The sequence below is a fragment of the Candidatus Zixiibacteriota bacterium genome (assembly GCA_021159005.1).
Lineage (GTDB): Bacteria > Zixibacteria > MSB-5A5 > UBA10806 > 4484-95 > JAGGSN01.
In genome coordinates this window covers 56,701-74,222 of the sequence record JAGGSN010000187.1, presented here as the reverse complement: position 1 = coordinate 74,222, position 17,522 = coordinate 56,701, and the positions used below count along the sequence as shown (strand labels likewise).

The following is a 17,522-nucleotide window of genomic DNA, read 5'->3' as shown; positions in this document are numbered from 1 at the left end:
TTTCTGGATTCCCCCGCCGCGGCGGGGGAATGACGTAAATGGATAATCATCGAATCAAAGTCGACTTCTGAAATCTAATCCGGAAATATCTATTGAAGCAAAAAACAGAACACAGGTATTTATAAAGATATTCTAACGGCTTATTGTTTTATATGTTATGGCTTAATCAAGTTTCATTTATCGTATATCAATTGGAGAATTCTATTGAAAAGGCAGGACAGTAGTGATAATAGATTTAAAACCGTTTATTATGCTTATTTTCTTCGATTTTGAAACGACCTTCTTTTTCACGGGCGGAACCATCAGCGAGATGTTTGAGCGGACATCGGGTTTTGGGAAGCGTGGCATCCGTGAAGATGTCGGTAACAACATTACTGCATTTATCTGTAGCCAGTTTGCCGGAATCAAGACATATAGTCGCTACATGAATGCCCGCAGGAACTGGAAATTTCTTCTTGGGCAGATCTAAACAAGCGGCTTTCATGAACTCCGCCCATATCGGAAGCGCAGTCGATGCCCCTACCTCGCCGCGGTCAACGCCGATTGTCGTACTGTTATCAATGCTATAGCCTACCCACACGGCTGTTGTTAGCTGGGTTGTGAAGCCTATAAACCAATTATCAGTATAGTCATTTGTAGTGCCGGTTTTTCCACCTGCCGGATGCTTGAACCCCATCCGTCTGGCGCCATGTCCGGTGCCGGAATTAACAACTGTTTCAAGCATATTAGTAGCAATATAAGCAGTTTGACGAGACAATACTTCTTCCTGGTCAGCTTTCTCTCTGAACTCGATTAAATTGCCGTTGCGGTCCCTTATTTCCTTGATAAAAAACGGTTCCTTCCTGATGCCTCCATTCGGGAATATTGAAAAAGCGGCGGCCATCTCCCAGACAGTAACATCCCCGGCTCCGCCTATAGCCAAAGAAGGATAAGGCTGCAGCTGAGATTTAATTCCCATCCTTCGGGCATAAGATACAACTTGCTGAGGAGTAACCAGCGGATTCATCATAAGCTTGATAGCAATTAAATTGCGTGAAGTTCGCAAGCCATCCCGAAGAGTCATCTCGCCCCTGAAAGAGCCATCGAAATTTGAGGGGCGCCATTCCTCGCCGCCTGCCTTAAGCACGATTGGCGAATCAACAAACAAATCGCTTGGGTTAAAGCCATTATCAATTGCAGTCGTGTAAACAACCGGCTTGAAAGAACTGCCCGGCTGACGGTGCGCCTGGGTGGCGCAGTTAAATTTACTCTTAGAATAATCCTTGCCGCCTACCAACGCTTTGATACTGCCAGTGGCGTTGTCAATGCATATCAAAGCGCCCTGAATCTGCTTATATATCCTGATAGTTGAGTCCGGATTCAAAGAGTCCGGCGCTTCGATAGTATATTGTTCATATCTTTCATCACTCGGAAGGATACCCTCCTCCATTTGTGTTTGAAGCTGTACCAGTTTTGTATCGACAGCGGCTTCCGCATAATGCTGAAGGTCTAAATCAAGAGTTGTAGTTATGGACAAGCCAGAATTATAGAGAGCTGTTTCGCCGTATTTCTCGCTGATATATTTTCTCACTAATTCGGTAAAATAAGGCGCCTCGCCAACTTTCTCCCTGGTCGGATTTATCTCAAGCGGCTGCTGCTTTAACTCCTCAGCCATAGCGGGTGTTAGTTTGCCAAATTCGACTAAAGCATCATAAACAACATTGCGGCGTCTCTGCGCTCTTTCGGGATGGTTTATCGGGTTGTATGGATTGGGCGATTTTAGAAGCCCTATTACTAATGCAGATTCAGGGAGAGTTAGTTCCCAGGCATTCTTGGAAAAATAAATTTGAGCGGCGGCCTGGATGCCATAAGCGCCCTTCCCAAGGTAGTGCTGGTTTAGATACATCTCCAGTATCTGGTTTTTGGAATACGTATTTTCTATTTTAATTGCGGTTAGCGCCTCTTTAATTTTGCGCGAGAACAATTGTTTCGACGTTAAGAACAAATTGCGGGCAAGCTGTTGGGTTAGGGTAGATGCGCCCTGCGCTTTTAGGTCAAAACTTAGAATATTATGCAAAAATGCGCCGATAATTCGCCTTGTGTCTACACCCCAATGATCATAGAATCGCCTATCCTCAACAGCCAGCAAGCAATCGACCATATATGGTGGTATTTTATTGTACGGCACTAATACGCGCCGCTGGTTATAGTATTCTTTCAGGAGGGTGCCGTCTTTATCATAAACGCGAGTAATAAGGCTTGGTTCAATATTATGAAGCTGCGCCAGCGAGGGCAGGTCGTCTTTATATGCAAAATACATTATAAGGCCGATTATAACGCAAATCAAAACCAAACCTATCCCGACCAGCACATAGGGAATAAATCCATTTCCCGGCTGACGCATTTTATATATTATCGCCATATTATTTAATTATCACTCCCACCTTCAATAGTCAAGGGAAATGATTACTTATCTCTTGCCCTTATTATCCAATTGTATATATTACATTCTTAATTAAGAAAGGTTCCTTTTATGCATGACGAAGTTGAGAGACAATTTGCACGGATTTCCCGGGGTGTTGAGGAAATAATCCAGCCCGATGATTTAAAAAAACGCTTAGAATGGTCAATCACCAACAACAAGCCGCTTGTTATTAAAGAGGGTTTCGATCCAACCGCTCCTGATATTCATATCGGTCATATGGTTTCTATTCGCAAGCTTCGTACTTTCCAGAAATTAGGGCACAGAGTAGTATTTCTTATCGGCGATTACACCGGTTTGGTCGGCGACCCCTCCGGACGAAACAGTGCGCGTAAAAAAATGACCGAGGAAGAGGTATTAGAAAACGCCGAAACATATAAAAAGCAGATATTCAAAGTCCTCGACTCCGAAAAAACCGAGATTAAGTTTAATTCCGAATGGTTTAAAAAAATGGATTTTGCCGGAGTTCTGAAATTAACATCACAATATACAATTGCCCGGATATTAGAGCGCGATGATTTCGAGAAACGCTACAAAGCAGGCAACCCAATATCGGTCATGGAATTTTTATATCCGCTTATGCAGGGATACGACTCGGTCGCCCTGCATGTCGATGTTGAAATCGGAGGCACCGACCAGAAATTCAATCTTTTAGTCGGACGAACGCTTCAGGAACGCTACGGCCAGCAGGCGCAAATTGTGATGACTTTGCCGCTTTTAGTGGGCACCGATGGTGTCGAGAAAATGTCGAAATCGCTGGGCAATTATATCGGCATCAATGATCCGGGCACTGAAATATACGGCAAAGCAATGTCGATTCCGGATAATCAGATATTAAATTATTTCACCTTAGCCACTGAAGTCAATGAAGATAAGCTTAAGCAGATTAAGCTGCAGCTTGAATCCGATTCAGTAAATCCAATGGTTTTGAAAAAGGAACTGGCCTGGACACTTGTTGAGTTATATCATAATAAGGCGGAGGCGGAAAAAGCCCGAAACGATTTCGAAATGAAGTTCTCGAAAAAGATTATTCCCGATGATATTCCGGAGCTTTTGATAAGCAGCGATGAACCTCGAGTCTGGATTGTGAAGGTTATTGCGGCCTCAGGCATAGCTAAATCCAACAGCGCCGCTATAAGGTTGATTAAAGGCGGCGGCATTCAGCTAAATGGGGCGAAAATTGCCGATAAAGATCAAAAAGTTGATTTGTCGAATGATAATGTTATAAAAATCGGCAAGAAAAATTTCTTTAAAATTAAATGGAATAAATAAATGGCTTATCATCTTGAAATAGATTTCGATAAATTAGACGACCGCCTGATGAAATTACGGGGGTATCTTTGACATCGATACCCTTAAAGATGAGGTTGCCAAGCTTGATAAGCAAACTCAAGTCGATGGTTTCTGGAATGATAATCTGAAAGCTCAGGCAATCCTTAAAGAATCTTCCCGCAAAAAAAACATAATCGAATTATGGACAAAACTCCATAGCGAGGTCTCCGACCTTAAAGAGCTTTCAGAGTTGGCTAATTCCGATAACGACGAAACATCCCTTCAGGATATTGCCATTCAGGCGGAATCTTTAGTCAAACAGATAGATAGTTTCGAGTTTAAATCTATTCTCTCCGGCGAGGATGATGACAAAAATGCCATACTAACTATCCACCCCGGAGCCGGCGGAACCGAGTCTCAGGATTGGGCGCAGATGCTTTTACGGATGTACCTTCGCTATGCAGAGCAGAAAGGTTTCCAGACTGAGACCTTGGATTATATCGACGGCGAGGAAGCCGGTATAAAGTCAGCAACCGTAGAGGTAAGAGGCGACCATGCCTACGGATATTTGAAAGCCGAATCGGGAGTTCACAGGTTAGTGCGGCTGTCGCCGTTTGATTTTAATAATCGCCGTCATACTTCGTTTGCCTCGGTTTTTGTCATCCCCGAGATAGAAGACAACGTAAGCGTTGAAATTAATGACGAGGACTTGCGGATTGACACCTATCGAGCCTCGGGCGCTGGCGGTCAGCATGTCAATAAAACCTCATCGGCGGTAAGGATTACGCATTTGCCCACAAAAATCGTTGTCCAATGCCAGACTCAGCGTTCCCAGCATAAGAATAAAGAATCGGCAATGAAGATTTTAAAATCGCGCCTTTATCAGCATTATCTTGAATTGGAACAAGCAAAATTGGCTAAAAAGGAACCTGATAAAAAGAAAATTGAATGGGGCAGTCAGATTCGTTCTTATGTTTTTCATCCCTACAACATGGTAAAAGACCATCGCACTAATATTGAAACATCCAATATCCAGATGGTTATGGATGGCGGATTGGATGTTTTCATCTCAGGTTATCTGTCTCATAGGGGTAGTAAAAAGGGCGCGGGTAAGATTTCGAGATAGCTAAATGCCGGTGCACGAGGACGTACACCAGCCGCGACGCTTTTGCACGAGGACGTACACCAGTCATAACACACCCCTAACCCCTCTCGAGAGAGGAATAATATTTGCGCTAACACGTTATATGGCTATGCAATCTAAAAGTCCCCCGTAAATGGCGGAGGATTTAGGGTTTTATGGCAATTCTCATTTGTGATATGTTAACGAAGTCCCCCTCTTGAGAGGAGATTTAGGGGCATGTTGACGATTGTAATAGTATTAAGACAGTTTTCTAATATTTCACTTTATCTGTGAGGTTATTTTCCCTGGCTGCCAAGCACCGCTTAGTAAACCGAGCTAAAATGGTGTAATGATATCGATTCATTGCAATGCTTTATGTGATAATCACTGCTATAATAAACTTCTACTGCAAAAACTTGGGTTAAAACAAAATACTAATATAGCGGCATTAACAAAAAGGCCGGGCGAAATCGTCCGGCCTAATTTAAACTGAGTTTAATACGCAAATTACTTTTCTTTATCTTTATCTGCTTTGCCTTTTTTCGTTTCTTTTGTTTCGCCTTTTTTCTCGATAAGAAGTTCAACAACAGCCATCGAGGCGCCATCACCTTTTCTGAATCCATTTCTGATGACTCTGGCATAACCGCCGTTTTTATTTTCAAATTCAGGAGCAATATCGTTAAACAGCTTCTTGAGGATGTTTCTATTTTTAATAGTAATGGCAGCCATGCGGCGGGCATGGACATCGCCTCTTTTGGCAAATGTAATCAAACGTGAAACAACCGGCACCAGCACTTTAGCGCGAGCAACAGTAGTTTGAATCTGTCCATGCTCTATTAAGGATGATGCCATGTTCGACATCATAGCCTTGCGGTGCGCGGTTTTAACTCCCAGTTTACGAACCGATCTTCTATGACGCATAATTAAGCCTTAGTTGTTATTTCCTCTTTATATTTTTCAACATCCATACCAAATGACAAGCCGAGTTCGCTTAAGATGTTGTTTAATTCGTTCAATGATTTTCTTCCGAAATTACGATAGCGCAACATTTCACTTTCTGTTTTACGGACAAGATCTTCCAAAGTAACAATGTTAGCAGCGTGAAGGCAGTTTGAAGACCGAACGGACAGTTCCAGTTCATCAACGCGCATATTCAGCAGATTGCGAATGCGAAGAACTTCCTCGTCGACTTTCTCATCCTCATCAATTTCCATTTCCTGTTCGGCATGACCAAACACATTAAGATGATCTTTAATAAGCTTAGCCGCAAAAGACAGGGAATCCTCAGGGGAAATAGCGCCGTTAGTCCAGACATACAAAATGAGTTTATCGTAATCTGTGCGCTGTCCGACTCTTGTGTTTTCAACCTCGAAATTAATCTTTTCGATAGGCGAAAATTGAGCATCAAGCGGGATAGAGCCGACTGGCGCATCAGGCTGGACATTCATTTCAGCGGTAACAAATCCTCTGCCGCTGTCAACTCTGAGTTCCATTCTTAAAGTAATATCATCGGTTAAAGTAAGAATATGCTGGTCGGGATTTAAAATCTCGAGATCAGCATCATGCTGAAAATGGGATGCCGAATAATCGCCTTTGCCTATCGCTTCAAGAATGACAGTTTTAGGCGCATCGCCATCAAGTTTTATGTTTGTTCTTTTCACATTAAGGATGATATTAGTTAAATCCTCATACACGCCGGAGATAGTAGAAAATTCGTGTAAGATTCCATCAATCCTAATTGACGTGAATGCCGCACCCTGAATAGAGGACAGCAGCACTCGTCTCATAGCATTGCCTATAGTCTGTCCAAAACCTCGTTCTAAAGGTTCGATGATAAAACGTCCATAATGATCATCGGTACCGTTTTCATCAATAACCATTTCTTTGGGCATTTGAATGCTTTTCCATTTCATCGGCAGCTCGCCTCCACAATTCTAAATAAATAAAAGCACACTACTTTGAATATAACTCTACAATCATTTGTTCCTGCACTAAAACAGGGATTTGTGTTCGAGTGGGGATTTCGAGCAATTTGCCTTCCATCTTAACCTTATCCAATTGAATCCAATCAAGGTCAACTCCTCGGCCTGCATCTTTTAATGCTTGGTGAACAACATCAAGATTGCGGCTTTTTTCTCGAACACTTACAACGCTGCCAGTTTTAACTCCAAAAGATGGGATGTTAACCTTTCTACCATCGACCGTGATATGACAATGCCTTACAAGCTGACGAGCAGCTTTTCGCGAGGGGGCAAAACCAAACCTGTAAACAAGGTTATCCAGGCGGCATTCCAGCATTTGCAAAAGTATTTCACCGGTAATGCCTTTTTTCTTGGCAGCTTTTTTAAAATAATTGCGAAATTGATTTTCTAAAACGCCATAAATACGACGCACTTTTTGTTTTTCGCGAAGCTGAAGGCCGTATTCGGAACCTTTACGGCGGCCTTTTTGGCCATGCTGACCAGGGGCATAACCGCGGCGGTCGAAAGCGCATTTGTCAGAATAGCAGCGGCTTCCCTTCAGGAATAATTTCATACCCTCTCGTCGGCAAAGCTTACAATTTGCGTCACGATACCTAGCCATTTCTTAAACCCTTCTCTTTTTAGAAGGACGACATCCATTATGCGGGATAGGGGTCACATCTTTTATTGCGGTTATTTCGAGTCCGGCAGCCTGGATTGACCGTATGGTAGCTTCTCTGCCGGAACCTGGTCCCTTAACCCATACTTCAACTTTCCTTAAGCCCATATCCATAGCTTCCTTTGCAGTAGCCTGCGCGGCAACCTGCGCGGCAAAAGGAGTAGATTTTTTAGAACCCTTAAAACCAGCTTTTCCCGCAGTCGCCCATGCAATCACATTACCTTTAGTATCAGCAATAGTAATAATGGTATTATTAAAAGAAGCCTTTATATGGACAACGCCATTAGCATCAACTTTTTTTGCTTTCTTTTTAGTTTTTCTTTTCTTAGAAGGTTCTGCCAAATCTTCCTCCGTTTATAATTAAGATTTTTTCTTTCTTCCTATGGTTTTCTTGCGACCTTTACGGGTTCGGGCATTTGTTTTGGTGCGCTGTCCGCGAACCGGTAAACCGCGTCGATGCCTGAGACCGCGATAAGATCCAATATCGATAAGGCGCTTGATATTCATGTTGTATTCTGTTCTTAGAGCGCCTTCGACTTTATGGTTCTGTTCGATAACATTTCTCAGGCTGGCAATTTGTTCATCGGTAAGTTTATTCACCCGTATATCGGGGTCAACTTTACTGATTTTAATAATCTTCTTAGCGGTAGTATGCCCAATACCATAAATATATGTTAACGCAACTTCGATTCTTTTGCTGCGCGGCAAATCAACTCCGGCTATACGAGCCAATCATAACCTCCTTATTTAGCCTTGACGCTGTTTATGTTTGGGGTTAGAGCAAATAACCCTAACCACGCCTTTGCGCCTGATTATTTTACATTTTTCGCAGCGAACTTTAACAGATGATCGTACTTTCACAACCAACTCCTTAATTCTCTATTTATGTCTATATGTTATCCGACCTCGGTTCAGATCATAGGGTGATAGTTCGAGAGTAACTTTATCACCGGGGAGGATTTTGATAAAGTGCATCCTCATTTTACCCGAAATATGCGCTAATACTTGATGTCCATTATCAAGTTCAACGCGAAACATAGCGTTGGGTAAAGGTTCAATAACTCTGCCTTCAACCTCTATTACATCTTCCTTAGCCATCTAACCTCAAATTATTCCGTTAAAATAACAGGACCGTTTTCACTTACGGCAATTGTATGTTCAAAATGGACTGAGCGTTTGCCATCAGCAGTAACAATAGTCCAATTATCATTAAGTAATTTTACCTGATATACGCCATCATTTATCATAGGCTCTATTGCAATAACCAAACCGGATCTCAAAGTAAGTCCGGTGTGTTGTTTTCCATAATGAGGCACCTGGGGGTCTTCATGCAGCTTTCTACCGACACCATGACCAACCAGATCCCGCACAACCGAATAACCGTTCTTTTCGGCATGAGCTTGAATAGCATGTCCGATATCTCCGAGCTGATTGCCGACACGCGCTTGTTCAATTCCCCGCCAAAGACACTCTTCGCCCACTTTGATTTGTTTTTTCGCTTCATCGCTTACTTTGCCGACAGTAATAGTCCAAGCGGAATCGCCATGATATCCATCTTTGTAAGCTCCAACATCAATACCGATAACCTGACCTTCCTCTAAAACTCTCGAGCCCGGAATTCCATGCACAACCTCATCATCGATTGATGCACAGATACTGGCTGGGAATCCATTGTAGCCCTTAAATGAAGGTACAGCCTTCTTAGAACGAATAAAATCTTCGGCCATTTTATCCAATTCGGCGGTGGTGATACCAGGTTTAATATTTTCAAAGAGCAATTTTATCGTTTGCGCCACTATTGAGCCAGACGCTCTTATTTTTTTTATTTCGTTGGCCGATTTATAAATTATCATAAAATCAGTTTACAACCTTTAAAATATCAGCAGTAACATCATCAAAACCCTGAGTTCCGTTAACATTCACCAACACATTATGTAAACGGTAGAAATCCTCAACCGGTTTTGTTTTTTCCCGATAGACGTTGAGTCTGCCAGTAATTACTTCAGTTTTATCATCATCGCGCTGCATTAATTTACCGCCGCACTTGTCGCAAATGCCTTCAGCTTTTGGAGGACGAGTATTAGCATTAAAATCAGCGCCGCATTTTTCGCAGAAGAATCTGCCAGTTAATCTTTTCAACACTTCTTCATCATTCACATCAAGGTTTACCGCCGCATCAATCTTAATTCCGAGTTCAACCATCATTTTTTCTAAGCCCTCGGCTTGTGCAGCGGTTCTTGGAAAACCATCAAGTATAAAGTTATCGTTAGTGTTTTGCAACAGTTCTTTTATCATTCCCAAAATAATATTATCAGGAACCAAGCCTCCGGTATCCATAATAGGTTTTGCTTTCTTGCCAAGTTCGGTGCCATTTTTTACGGCATTTCTTAATACATCTCCAGTAGATATATGAGTAAGATTTTTCTTCTCAGCCAAAATTTTTGCCTGAGTTCCTTTGCCCGAACCAGGAGGCCCTAAAAACACTAAGCGCATTAACTAATACCTGCCTTTCATTTTTCCTTTTTTCATAAACCCGTCATAATGCCTCATCAAAAGATGGGATTCAATTTGTTGAAGCGTATCAAGAGCCACACCGACAATAATCAGCAAGCCTGTGCCGCCAAAATAAAATGTTACGCCTATTTTTCTAATCAAAACATAAGGCAACACCGCAACCAGAGCAAAGAACATAGCGCCGGGGAGCGTGATACGGGTAAGGATGTAATCGATATATTCAGCTGTTTTTTGACCTGGTCGAATGCCGGGAATAAATCCGCCCTGTTTCTTCATATTATCAGCCAGATCAATAGGGTTGAACACAATAGCCGTATAGAAATAAGCGAAGAATATAATCATTAAACCATAAACCAAACTGTACACTATAGCGCCCGGGTCAAACCATGAGGCAATCATCTGCATGAATTCGGAATTTGGGAAAAATGATGTTAGAGTTGTTGGAGCAAACATAATCGACTGGGCAAAGATGATAGGAATAACGCCGGCGGTGTTGACTGATAAAGGTATATGAGTAGCCATTCCGCCATAAACCTTACGGCCGACAACGCGTTTAGCATACTGCACCGGAACCTTGCGCTGAGCGCGAGTAACCAGCACAATCGCTGCAATAATAGCAACCATAAAAGCAAGAATAATTAATTCTACGATTATTGACCGCTGGCCGCCTAAAACCATGCGCGCTTCATCCATAACGCCCTGCGGGAATCTGGCAATAATACCTATGAAGATAATCAGGGAGATGCCGTTACCGATACCGCGTTCGGTTATTTTTTCACCCAGCCACATAATAAAAATTGTGCCGCTAGTGAATGTCAGCATAGTCAGCAGTTTGAAGCCAATGCCGGGATAGGGCACTACTGAAGCGCCGGATGAAGTTGTTATTGATTCTAAAAACACAGCGGTTCCCAAAGCCTGCAGCGAGGCAATCAACACTGTTCCATAACGCGTATACTGGGTGATTTTCCGCCTGCCTTCCTCGCCTTCTTTCTGGAGTTTCTGGAAGTAGGGAATTACTGCTCCCAAAAGCTGAAAGATAATCGAAGCTGAGATATACGGCATAATACCTAAAGAAAAGACAGTTGCTTTACTAAAGGCACCACCGACAAACATATCATACATGCCGAATAAAGACCCGGAGGCGGTTTGGAAAAACTCTCCCAAAGCATGCGCATCAATACCGGGTGTCGGTATATGACCGCCAATTCTATAGACAACCAAAATGGCCAAAGTAAATAGAAGCCGCTGACGGAGTTCATGGATTTTGAATACGTTTTTAAAACTCCCTAACACTTGATTACCTCTGCTTTTCCGCCCGCTTTTTCGATTTTTTCAATAGCTGTCTTAGAAAAAGCATGAGCTTTTACAGTTAACGGCTTTGTTATATCGCCAGTACCCAGTATTTTAACAGGAATTCTTTTTCTCCGTATCAGCTTTTTTGAATAAAGAACATCTTTATCAATAACATCCAAGTTCAATTTTTCGAGGGAGTTTAAGTTAACTACCTGGCTAATAGTTTTGAATATATTCGTAAAGCCGCGTTTTGGCAACCGACGATTCATTGGCATCTGACCGCCCTCATGCCAGGCTCTGCTTTTATATCCGGATCTTGATTTTTGCCCTTTATGACCTTTGCCGCTTTGCGACCCTAACCCGGAACCGGGACCTCGTCCGAGTCTTTTACGATTACTTTTTGCACCCGGAGCTGGTTTTAAGCTTGATAAATCCATCATTACCCCTCAATCACCTTTACCATATGAAATACCTTGTTTATCATACCCCTTATTTGCGGAGTATCATAATGCATGACAGTATGTTCGCGGCGGCGGAGTCCCAATGCACGCAGAACTCGTCTTTGATGCTGGGAGGAACCCGCTACGCCTTTTACCTGTTGAATTTTAATTTGATTTGCCATCTTCTTTTCCCGCTTCTGTTCGAGCCTTGATAAGGCTCTCGATTTCTTTAAGCTGCAAAAGTCCATTCATTGTAGCCTTAACAACGTTAAAGGGGTTTGATGTACCGAGGCACTTTGTCAGTACATCCTGGATACCGGCAGATTCGACTACCGCCCTGACAGGTCCGCCGGCAATCACACCGGTACCAGCCGAGGCTGGTTTAAGAAGGACGCTGGCAGCACCGCACTTACCGATTACTTCATGAGAAATGGAACCCTCATGGACATCGATTCTGACCAGATTTTTACGCGCAGCCTCGCAGGCTTTGCGTATAGCTTCTGCAACCTCAGATGCTTTACCATAGCCGATTCCGACTTTGCCTTTTTTATCGCCGGTTGCCACTAAAGCGGTAAATTTAAAGCGCCGACCGCCTTTAACCACTTTGGCAACGCGATTCACATTAATGACTTTTTCTTCGAATTCGGTATCTATCTGATTAAACTGCGCCAAAGAAACCTCTCAGTTTTATATTAAAAATTCAATCCACCTTTACGAGCGCCTTCAGCAACAGCCTTCACGCGGCCATGATAAAGGTAGCCCGATCTATCGAAAACGATATCTGTAATTCCTTTTTCTTTCGCTCGAACGGCGATTAATTCGCCAACCTTGACAGCATTTTCTGTTTTGGGTATTTTTGAATCTGATAATTCTTTTGATAGAGTTGAAGCTCCGACAATGCATTTCTGAGATTGATCGTCTACAATCTGAGCATAGATATGCTTCAATGATTTATATACTGTCATCCGGGGTCGTTCCAATGTGCCAAACAATTTTCTCTTAGAGCGAAGTTTGCGTTTGGCTATAGCTCTGTTTTTTTGTTTTTCGAAATTTGCCATAATTAAGCGCCTGCCGTCTTTCCGGCTTTTCTTCTAATATTTTCGTCGGAATATTTAATTCCCTTGCCTTTGTATGGTTCAGGAGGCCTGAACGATCTAATTTCAGCCGCCACCTGGCCAACTATCTGTTTATTAATGCCTGAAACCTGTATTTTATTAGCCCCATCAAGCTCTATACTTACTTCCTCTGGGGGCACAAGCGTAATTGGATGGGAATATCCCAGATAAAAAGTTATTACTTTTCCGATTTTCTCTGCTCGATAACCGACACCGATAATTTCAAGGTTCTTCTTAAATCCTTCGGTAACACCAATCACCATATTGGCGATTAATGCTCTTGATAAGCCATGAAGCGACCGATGATATTTCAAATCCGATGAACGTTTAACAACAACATTGGTATCAGTTATTTCAGTCTGTATTAATGGGTGGATACTTTCAGAAAGCTTTCCTTTCGGTCCTTCCACATTAATAACATCACCACTTCGGGCAACTTTAACCCCTTTGGGGATGTCTATCGGCAATTTTCCTATTCGTGACAAATTGAAATTCCTCCTACCAAATTCTGAATAATGCCTCGCCGCCGATTCCTTGTTGGTTGGCATTTTTTTCTGTCATAATACCTGATGATGTAGATACTATTACCATACCCGGTTTTCTTGAGCCTTTAAGCAAATCTTTACTATTTCGATAGACTCTCAAGCCGGGTGTGGAAACTCTCTCAAGCCCCTTGATAATGCTTATCCCATCAGAAGTATACTTAAGACGAATCCTTAAAACCCCCTGTATATCGTCCTCGATATAATCGACTGAACGAATAAAGTTGTTCTCCAGAAGGATTTCAGTGATTCTTTTTTTCATATTAGACGCCGGAATCTCTACTCGTCTTATTGAAGCTCTGCTGGCATTTCTAATACGAGTTAAATAATCGGCGATTGGGTCAGTCATAGTCATAGCCAAGTCCTCCTGCTACCAGCTAGCTTTTGTTACGCCGGGGATTTCCCCAGCTAACGCAAGTTGTCTAAAGCATATTCTACAAAGCCCAAAACGTCTCATATAACCGCGCGGGCGACCACATCTTCTGCAGCGATTACTCTGACGAACATTAAATTTCGGCTTTTTCAAACTAGCTGCGATTTTACATTTTTTGGCCACACCAACTCCTCTATTTTTTAAATGGCATACCCATTAGTTTTAACAATTCGAAAGCTTCAGAATCCGTTTTAGCTGAAGTAACAATCGTTACGTTCATGCCGCGGATTTTATCCACTTTATCATAATCTATTTCAGGAAAAATAATTTGCTCGGTTATTCCAATCGTATAATTGCCGCGGCCATCGAATGATTTTTCGGGCACACCCCGAAAATCTCTAATTCTTGGGATAGCAACGTTAACCAAGCGGTCATAAAACTCGAACATTCTATCGCCGCGCAAGGTAACGGAAACACCTATTGGCATACCCTCACGAAGCTTAAAATTTGAAATCGATTTTTTAGCCCTGCGAACTACCGGTTTTTGGCCGGTAATTATCATAAGCTCGTTGGATACAGATTCCAATTTCTTATGGTCGACTATCGCTTCGCCAACGCCTGAATTAACTACTATTTTTGAAATTTTGGGAACTTCATTAATGTTTGTAAAATCCAACTTTTTTTGAAGTTCAGGTCTGACCTCGCTTAGATATTTTTCTTTTAACCTGGCCATAATTTACTCAATAATCTCCCCTGATTTTTTATTAATTCTGACTTTAGAGCCATCCTTTAATCGTCTATAACCAATTCGAGCAGGGGCATTGGTTCTTACATCATAAAGCATAACATTAGTTGCCGAAATAGTGCCTTCTTTTTCAACAATTCCGCCTTTACGATTTTTCTGACTTGGTCTGGTATGGCGTTTGATAAGATTGACATTCTCAATAATGACCCTGTTTTTATCAGGGAAAGTTTTGAGTATTTTGCCGATTTTTCCCTTATCGTCGCCCGAAATAACTTTTACGGTATCGTTTTTTCTGACTCTCATACGATCCTCCCGGTGTACTGCATAATTATAAAACCTCCGGGGCAAGAGATACGATTTTCATAAATTGCTTTTCGCGAAGTTCTCTGGCTACCGGGCCGAAGATTCTGGTTCCGCGCGGTTCGCCTTGATCATTTATTATCACGGCGGCATTATCGGAAAATCTTACGTAAGAACCATCCTTACGGCGGATTTCCTTTTTAGTGCGTACAATTACTGCCTTACAGACTTCGCTCTTCTTGACCGTACCGCCCGGAATTGCGTCCTTTACAGTAACCACGATAATATCGCCAATTCTACCATAGCGATGACGGGTACCGCCGAGAATACGAAAACACATGGCGATTTTCGCGCCTGAGTTATCGCATATTGTTAATCTGGTATATTCCTGTATCATAACTGCTCACCACCTGCTATTTAGCTTTTTCTAAAATATTAGTCAGGCGCCATTTTTTAGTTTTAGATATAGGTCGTGTTTCCATAACCTGTACAACATCGCCTAATTTTGCTTCATTCTTTTCATCATGGGCGTAAACTTTGGACGTTCGTTTAATAATTTTGCCATATCTTGGGTGTCTTAGCGTTCTTTCTACCGCCACTACAATAGTTTTCCCCATTTTCGCCGATTTTACGGTGCCTGTTCTGATTTTACGACTATTTCTCATCAACGCCCTGCCTGTCTTTTACTTCTGTTGGATTATCAGCTAAAATGTTAATTTTTTTACCATGTTCATTAATAACAGTATTAGTTCTGGCTAAATCCTTCCTCAGCTCACGCACTTTTAAAGGATTATCAGTTTGGCGAGTTGCCTGTCTTAATCTTAAATTAAAGATTTCTTTTCTGACCTCTTCCCTTTTTTGAAGAACTTCTTCATAAGTAAGGTCTCTTAACTCACGAGCTTTCATCACTAATCCTTTGTAATATCCTGACGCGAAACGAATCTGGTTTTGATAGGCAGTTTGGCATCAGCCAGCCTTAAAGCCTCTCTTGCCACAGATTCGGCAACACCTTCGAGTTCGAACAGAATTCTGCCTGGCTTTACAACAGCTACCCAGTATTCGGGCGAGCCTTTGCCTTTACCCATTCTAGTTTCGGCGGGCTTGAAAGTAACCGGTTTATCGGGAAATATCCTAATCCAAACCTTGCCGCCTCTTTTAATATGACGTGTAAGGGCAACCCTGGCAGCTTCAATTTGTCTATTGGTTATCCATGCCGGTTCGAGAGCTTTTAAGCCATATTCACCGAAATCGATATTACTGCCGCGATAAGCTTTACCTCTACGCCTGCCACGTTGTTGTTTCCTGAATTTCACTCTCTTCGGGGTAAGCATACTTACTTCTTCTCCTTATCCGACCCGCCTGAGGCATCAGGTTTTTTAATTGGTTTTTTATCTATTTTAGCATCACCGGAAGCTTTAGTTTTTGAATAGCTCTTTGAAGCTTTCTTAGAGCCTTCTTTTTTGCCAGTATCTGTTTTGGGGGAAGCATCCGGATGTTGTCTTTTTTCAGTTCTGCTATCTTCCCGGCGATATTTTTTTGACTTATCGAGATCTTTAGCTGATGGTTTTTTACCGCCAACAAAGGGACGTCTATGGCTATCGCCGCCTCTTCTGCTTCTTCTGGGTTTTTGACGATGTTCGGTTGGTTTTTCGTCTTTGTCTGCAATGTCCTCGCCTAAGAGTCTGGCATTAACCTTCTCTTTTTCAACGATTTCGCCCTTACATATCCAGATTTTTATTCCGATACAGCCATAGGTAGTATGCGCTGTAACGGCGGCATAATCGATATCTGCTCTCAGGGTATGAAGCGGGACTCTTCCTTTGTGATATTTTTCAGACCGCGCAATTTCGGCGCCGCCGAGACGTCCGCCGCAGACTACTTTGATTCCCTCGGCACCGCTTTTCATTGAAGCGGCTACGGCTTTTTTCATAGCTCGACGGAAATTCACTCTGCCCTCAAGCTGTTGAGCAATCGATTGAGCAACCAACGAAGCAGAAAGCTCCGGCTTTTTAACCTCAACAATATTCAGCAGAATTTCTTTATCCGACAGAAGTTGAAGTTCTTCCTTCAGCTTATCTACTTCTGTGCCTTTTCTACCGATTACTATGCCTGGTTTTGCAGTATGAATATCAATTGACACTTTTTTCGGAGCCCTTAAAATTTGTATGTCTGCAATGCCGGCATGATCCAAACGCTTAGAAACATAGCGCCGTATGAGCAAATCTTCCTGCAGCAAATCAGCGAAATTTTTAGCGGCAAACCAGCGAGATTTCCATGGCTTAACTATTCCAAGCCGCAACCCGTATGGGTGAGTTTTCTGTCCCACTAAGCCTCCTTACCTGGTCTAACTGTTGAGGCTTTTTTCTCAGCCAGAACAATATTAATATGGGAGGTTCTTTTACGAATTCTGAAAGCCCTTCCCATTGCAACCGGTCTAATTCTTTTTAGGATTGGGCCGGAATTAATTTGTATATTCTTAACATAGAGGTTTTCAACCTTTACTTTTGCCGAACCCTCTTTTGATATAGCATTAGCCGCCGCAGATTTCATGGTGGCCAAAAGAACCTGACTGGCCGCTTTGGGCATAAATGTCAGGATACCTTTTGCATCGACATACTTGCGACCTTTAATTAATTCCGCCACCTGACGGATTTTTCGAGGCGACATTCTAATGTATTTTGAAGTTGCTTTAGCTTCCATAATA

At 42.4% G+C, this 17,522-nt stretch carries 28 protein-coding genes; 2 read left to right on the top strand and 26 right to left on the bottom strand.

The genetic code is table 11. From position 1 onward, the window contains the following. Nucleotides 1-235: 235 nt before the first annotated feature. Nucleotides 236-2,401, bottom strand: a complete 2,166-nt coding sequence (locus J7K40_11955; GenBank protein ID MCD6163110.1) for a PBP1A family penicillin-binding protein — start codon at nucleotides 2,399-2,401, stop codon at nucleotides 236-238. Between the two features lie 111 nt (nucleotides 2,402-2,512). On the opposite strand from J7K40_11955, the gene J7K40_11950 reads away from it, so the two are divergent. Beyond that, nucleotides 2,513-3,733 (top strand): tyrosine--tRNA ligase, encoded by a 1,221-nt coding sequence (locus J7K40_11950; GenBank protein MCD6163109.1) that lies wholly within the window; start codon nucleotides 2,513-2,515, stop codon nucleotides 3,731-3,733. A gap of 64 nt (nucleotides 3,734-3,797) precedes the next feature. Next, nucleotides 3,798-4,859, top strand: coding sequence for a peptide chain release factor 2 (gene prfB, locus J7K40_11945; GenBank protein MCD6163108.1), 1,062 nt, complete (start codon nucleotides 3,798-3,800; stop codon nucleotides 4,857-4,859). 504 nt (nucleotides 4,860-5,363) lie between these two features. Here prfB and rplQ read toward each other — a convergent pair. From rplQ to rplV, 25 genes are read right to left on the bottom strand one after another with little or no spacing between them, the layout of a single operon-like run. After that, nucleotides 5,364-5,777 carry a 50S ribosomal protein L17 gene (gene rplQ, locus J7K40_11940; protein MCD6163107.1) on the bottom strand — a complete coding sequence of 138 codons (414 nt, stop codon included), beginning with the start codon at nucleotides 5,775-5,777 and terminating at the stop codon, nucleotides 5,364-5,366. Nucleotides 5,778-5,779: 2 nt separating this feature from the next. Next, the gene (locus tag J7K40_11935) at nucleotides 5,780-6,775 is read right to left on the bottom strand and encodes a DNA-directed RNA polymerase subunit alpha (GenBank protein ID MCD6163106.1); all 996 of its coding nucleotides are present in this window, start codon (nucleotides 6,773-6,775) and stop codon (nucleotides 5,780-5,782) included. 34 nt (nucleotides 6,776-6,809) lie between these two features. Further along, entirely contained in the window at nucleotides 6,810-7,439 is a 630-nt protein-coding gene (gene rpsD, locus J7K40_11930; protein MCD6163105.1) for a 30S ribosomal protein S4, read from the bottom strand. A gap of 3 nt (nucleotides 7,440-7,442) precedes the next feature. Beyond that, on the bottom strand, nucleotides 7,443-7,838 hold the full coding sequence (rpsK, locus tag J7K40_11925; protein ID MCD6163104.1) for a 30S ribosomal protein S11: 396 nt from the start codon (nucleotides 7,836-7,838) through the stop codon (nucleotides 7,443-7,445). Nucleotides 7,839-7,856: 18 nt separating this feature from the next. Next, nucleotides 7,857-8,228: a 30S ribosomal protein S13 gene (gene rpsM / locus J7K40_11920; protein MCD6163103.1), complete on the bottom strand. Its 372-nt coding sequence runs from the start codon at nucleotides 8,226-8,228 to the stop codon at nucleotides 7,857-7,859. A gap of 15 nt (nucleotides 8,229-8,243) precedes the next feature. Further along, the gene (gene rpmJ, locus J7K40_11915) at nucleotides 8,244-8,357 is read right to left on the bottom strand and encodes a 50S ribosomal protein L36 (protein ID MCD6163102.1); all 114 of its coding nucleotides are present in this window, start codon (nucleotides 8,355-8,357) and stop codon (nucleotides 8,244-8,246) included. Nucleotides 8,358-8,375: 18 nt separating this feature from the next. Further along, the gene (infA, locus tag J7K40_11910; GenBank protein ID MCD6163101.1) at nucleotides 8,376-8,594 is read right to left on the bottom strand and encodes a translation initiation factor IF-1; all 219 of its coding nucleotides are present in this window, start codon (nucleotides 8,592-8,594) and stop codon (nucleotides 8,376-8,378) included. Nucleotides 8,595-8,605: 11 nt separating this feature from the next. Further along, nucleotides 8,606-9,349, bottom strand: coding sequence for a type I methionyl aminopeptidase (gene map / locus J7K40_11905; GenBank protein ID MCD6163100.1), 744 nt, complete (start codon nucleotides 9,347-9,349; stop codon nucleotides 8,606-8,608). 4 nt (nucleotides 9,350-9,353) lie between these two features. Then, nucleotides 9,354-9,989, bottom strand: a complete 636-nt coding sequence (locus J7K40_11900; protein MCD6163099.1) for an adenylate kinase — start codon at nucleotides 9,987-9,989, stop codon at nucleotides 9,354-9,356. 3 nt (nucleotides 9,990-9,992) lie between these two features. Further along, a complete protein-coding gene (secY, locus tag J7K40_11895; protein MCD6163098.1) occupies nucleotides 9,993-11,303 on the bottom strand; it encodes a preprotein translocase subunit SecY in 1,311 nt (436 codons plus the stop codon). Then, on the bottom strand, nucleotides 11,297-11,740 hold the full coding sequence (rplO, locus tag J7K40_11890; GenBank protein ID MCD6163097.1) for a 50S ribosomal protein L15: 444 nt from the start codon (nucleotides 11,738-11,740) through the stop codon (nucleotides 11,297-11,299). Before rplO ends, secY begins: the two co-directional genes overlap by 7 nt. A gap of 2 nt (nucleotides 11,741-11,742) precedes the next feature. After that, the gene (gene rpmD / locus J7K40_11885) at nucleotides 11,743-11,925 is read right to left on the bottom strand and encodes a 50S ribosomal protein L30 (protein MCD6163096.1); all 183 of its coding nucleotides are present in this window, start codon (nucleotides 11,923-11,925) and stop codon (nucleotides 11,743-11,745) included. After that, on the bottom strand, nucleotides 11,909-12,415 hold the full coding sequence (rpsE, locus tag J7K40_11880; protein MCD6163095.1) for a 30S ribosomal protein S5: 507 nt from the start codon (nucleotides 12,413-12,415) through the stop codon (nucleotides 11,909-11,911). The genes rpmD and rpsE overlap by 17 nt, the downstream gene beginning before the upstream one ends. Nucleotides 12,416-12,435: 20 nt before the next feature. Next, nucleotides 12,436-12,801 carry a 50S ribosomal protein L18 gene (rplR, locus tag J7K40_11875; protein MCD6163094.1) on the bottom strand — a complete coding sequence of 122 codons (366 nt, stop codon included), beginning with the start codon at nucleotides 12,799-12,801 and terminating at the stop codon, nucleotides 12,436-12,438. Nucleotides 12,802-12,803: 2 nt separating this feature from the next. Further along, nucleotides 12,804-13,343, bottom strand: coding sequence for a 50S ribosomal protein L6 (rplF, locus tag J7K40_11870; GenBank protein MCD6163093.1), 540 nt, complete (start codon nucleotides 13,341-13,343; stop codon nucleotides 12,804-12,806). Between the two features lie 13 nt (nucleotides 13,344-13,356). After that, entirely contained in the window at nucleotides 13,357-13,755 is a 399-nt protein-coding gene (gene rpsH / locus J7K40_11865; protein MCD6163092.1) for a 30S ribosomal protein S8, read from the bottom strand. A gap of 15 nt (nucleotides 13,756-13,770) precedes the next feature. Beyond that, on the bottom strand, nucleotides 13,771-13,956 hold the full coding sequence (locus J7K40_11860; protein MCD6163091.1) for a type Z 30S ribosomal protein S14: 186 nt from the start codon (nucleotides 13,954-13,956) through the stop codon (nucleotides 13,771-13,773). A gap of 10 nt (nucleotides 13,957-13,966) precedes the next feature. Beyond that, nucleotides 13,967-14,506, bottom strand: a complete 540-nt coding sequence (gene rplE, locus J7K40_11855) for a 50S ribosomal protein L5 (GenBank protein MCD6163090.1) — start codon at nucleotides 14,504-14,506, stop codon at nucleotides 13,967-13,969. 3 nt (nucleotides 14,507-14,509) lie between these two features. Further along, on the bottom strand, nucleotides 14,510-14,821 hold the full coding sequence (gene rplX / locus J7K40_11850) for a 50S ribosomal protein L24 (GenBank protein ID MCD6163089.1): 312 nt from the start codon (nucleotides 14,819-14,821) through the stop codon (nucleotides 14,510-14,512). A 25-nt stretch (nucleotides 14,822-14,846) separates the two neighbouring features. Further along, nucleotides 14,847-15,215 (bottom strand): 50S ribosomal protein L14, encoded by a 369-nt coding sequence (rplN, locus tag J7K40_11845; GenBank protein MCD6163088.1) that lies wholly within the window; start codon nucleotides 15,213-15,215, stop codon nucleotides 14,847-14,849. Nucleotides 15,216-15,231: 16 nt separating this feature from the next. Next, a complete protein-coding gene (rpsQ, locus tag J7K40_11840; GenBank protein MCD6163087.1) occupies nucleotides 15,232-15,483 on the bottom strand; it encodes a 30S ribosomal protein S17 in 252 nt (83 codons plus the stop codon). After that, complete coding sequence (locus J7K40_11835) at nucleotides 15,473-15,724, bottom strand: 50S ribosomal protein L29 (protein ID MCD6163086.1); 252 nt, start codon at nucleotides 15,722-15,724, stop codon at nucleotides 15,473-15,475. Before J7K40_11835 ends, rpsQ begins: the two co-directional genes overlap by 11 nt. Nucleotides 15,725-15,726: 2 nt before the next feature. Then, the gene (rplP, locus tag J7K40_11830; protein ID MCD6163085.1) at nucleotides 15,727-16,149 is read right to left on the bottom strand and encodes a 50S ribosomal protein L16; all 423 of its coding nucleotides are present in this window, start codon (nucleotides 16,147-16,149) and stop codon (nucleotides 15,727-15,729) included. Nucleotides 16,150-16,151: 2 nt separating this feature from the next. Then, nucleotides 16,152-17,144: a 30S ribosomal protein S3 gene (gene rpsC / locus J7K40_11825; GenBank protein MCD6163084.1), complete on the bottom strand. Its 993-nt coding sequence runs from the start codon at nucleotides 17,142-17,144 to the stop codon at nucleotides 16,152-16,154. Then, on the bottom strand, nucleotides 17,144-17,518 hold the full coding sequence (gene rplV / locus J7K40_11820; protein ID MCD6163083.1) for a 50S ribosomal protein L22: 375 nt from the start codon (nucleotides 17,516-17,518) through the stop codon (nucleotides 17,144-17,146). The genes rpsC and rplV overlap by 1 nt, the downstream gene beginning before the upstream one ends. Between the last annotated feature and the right edge of the window lie 4 nt (nucleotides 17,519-17,522).

What these genes read in the sequence shown, in the direction of transcription:
- J7K40_11955 (MCD6163110.1), bottom strand. Translation starts at nt 2,401, where the DNA reads ATGGCGATAATATATAAAATGCGTCAGCCGGGAAATGGATTTATTCCC.
- J7K40_11950 (MCD6163109.1), top strand. Translation starts at nt 2,513, where the DNA reads ATGCATGACGAAGTTGAGAGACAATTTGCACGGATTTCCCGGGGTGTT.
- rplQ (MCD6163107.1), bottom strand. Translation starts at nt 5,777, where the DNA reads ATGCGTCATAGAAGATCGGTTCGTAAACTGGGAGTTAAAACCGCGCAC.
- rpsD (MCD6163105.1), bottom strand. Translation starts at nt 7,439, where the DNA reads ATGGCTAGGTATCGTGACGCAAATTGTAAGCTTTGCCGACGAGAGGGT.
- infA (MCD6163101.1), bottom strand. Translation starts at nt 8,594, where the DNA reads ATGGCTAAGGAAGATGTAATAGAGGTTGAAGGCAGAGTTATTGAACCT.
- map (MCD6163100.1), bottom strand. Translation starts at nt 9,349, where the DNA reads ATGATAATTTATAAATCGGCCAACGAAATAAAAAAAATAAGAGCGTCT.
- J7K40_11900 (MCD6163099.1), bottom strand. Translation starts at nt 9,989, where the DNA reads ATGCGCTTAGTGTTTTTAGGGCCTCCTGGTTCGGGCAAAGGAACTCAG.
- rplO (MCD6163097.1), bottom strand. Translation starts at nt 11,740, where the DNA reads ATGGATTTATCAAGCTTAAAACCAGCTCCGGGTGCAAAAAGTAATCGT.
- rpmD (MCD6163096.1), bottom strand. Translation starts at nt 11,925, where the DNA reads ATGGCAAATCAAATTAAAATTCAACAGGTAAAAGGCGTAGCGGGTTCC.
- rplR (MCD6163094.1), bottom strand. Translation starts at nt 12,801, where the DNA reads ATGGCAAATTTCGAAAAACAAAAAAACAGAGCTATAGCCAAACGCAAA.
- rpsH (MCD6163092.1), bottom strand. Translation starts at nt 13,755, where the DNA reads ATGACTATGACTGACCCAATCGCCGATTATTTAACTCGTATTAGAAAT.
- rplE (MCD6163090.1), bottom strand. Translation starts at nt 14,506, where the DNA reads ATGGCCAGGTTAAAAGAAAAATATCTAAGCGAGGTCAGACCTGAACTT.
- rplX (MCD6163089.1), bottom strand. Translation starts at nt 14,821, where the DNA reads ATGAGAGTCAGAAAAAACGATACCGTAAAAGTTATTTCGGGCGACGAT.
- rplN (MCD6163088.1), bottom strand. Translation starts at nt 15,215, where the DNA reads ATGATACAGGAATATACCAGATTAACAATATGCGATAACTCAGGCGCG.
- rpsQ (MCD6163087.1), bottom strand. Translation starts at nt 15,483, where the DNA reads ATGAGAAATAGTCGTAAAATCAGAACAGGCACCGTAAAATCGGCGAAA.
- J7K40_11835 (MCD6163086.1), bottom strand. Translation starts at nt 15,724, where the DNA reads ATGAAAGCTCGTGAGTTAAGAGACCTTACTTATGAAGAAGTTCTTCAA.
- rplP (MCD6163085.1), bottom strand. Translation starts at nt 16,149, where the DNA reads ATGCTTACCCCGAAGAGAGTGAAATTCAGGAAACAACAACGTGGCAGG.
- rplV (MCD6163083.1), bottom strand. Translation starts at nt 17,518, where the DNA reads ATGGAAGCTAAAGCAACTTCAAAATACATTAGAATGTCGCCTCGAAAA.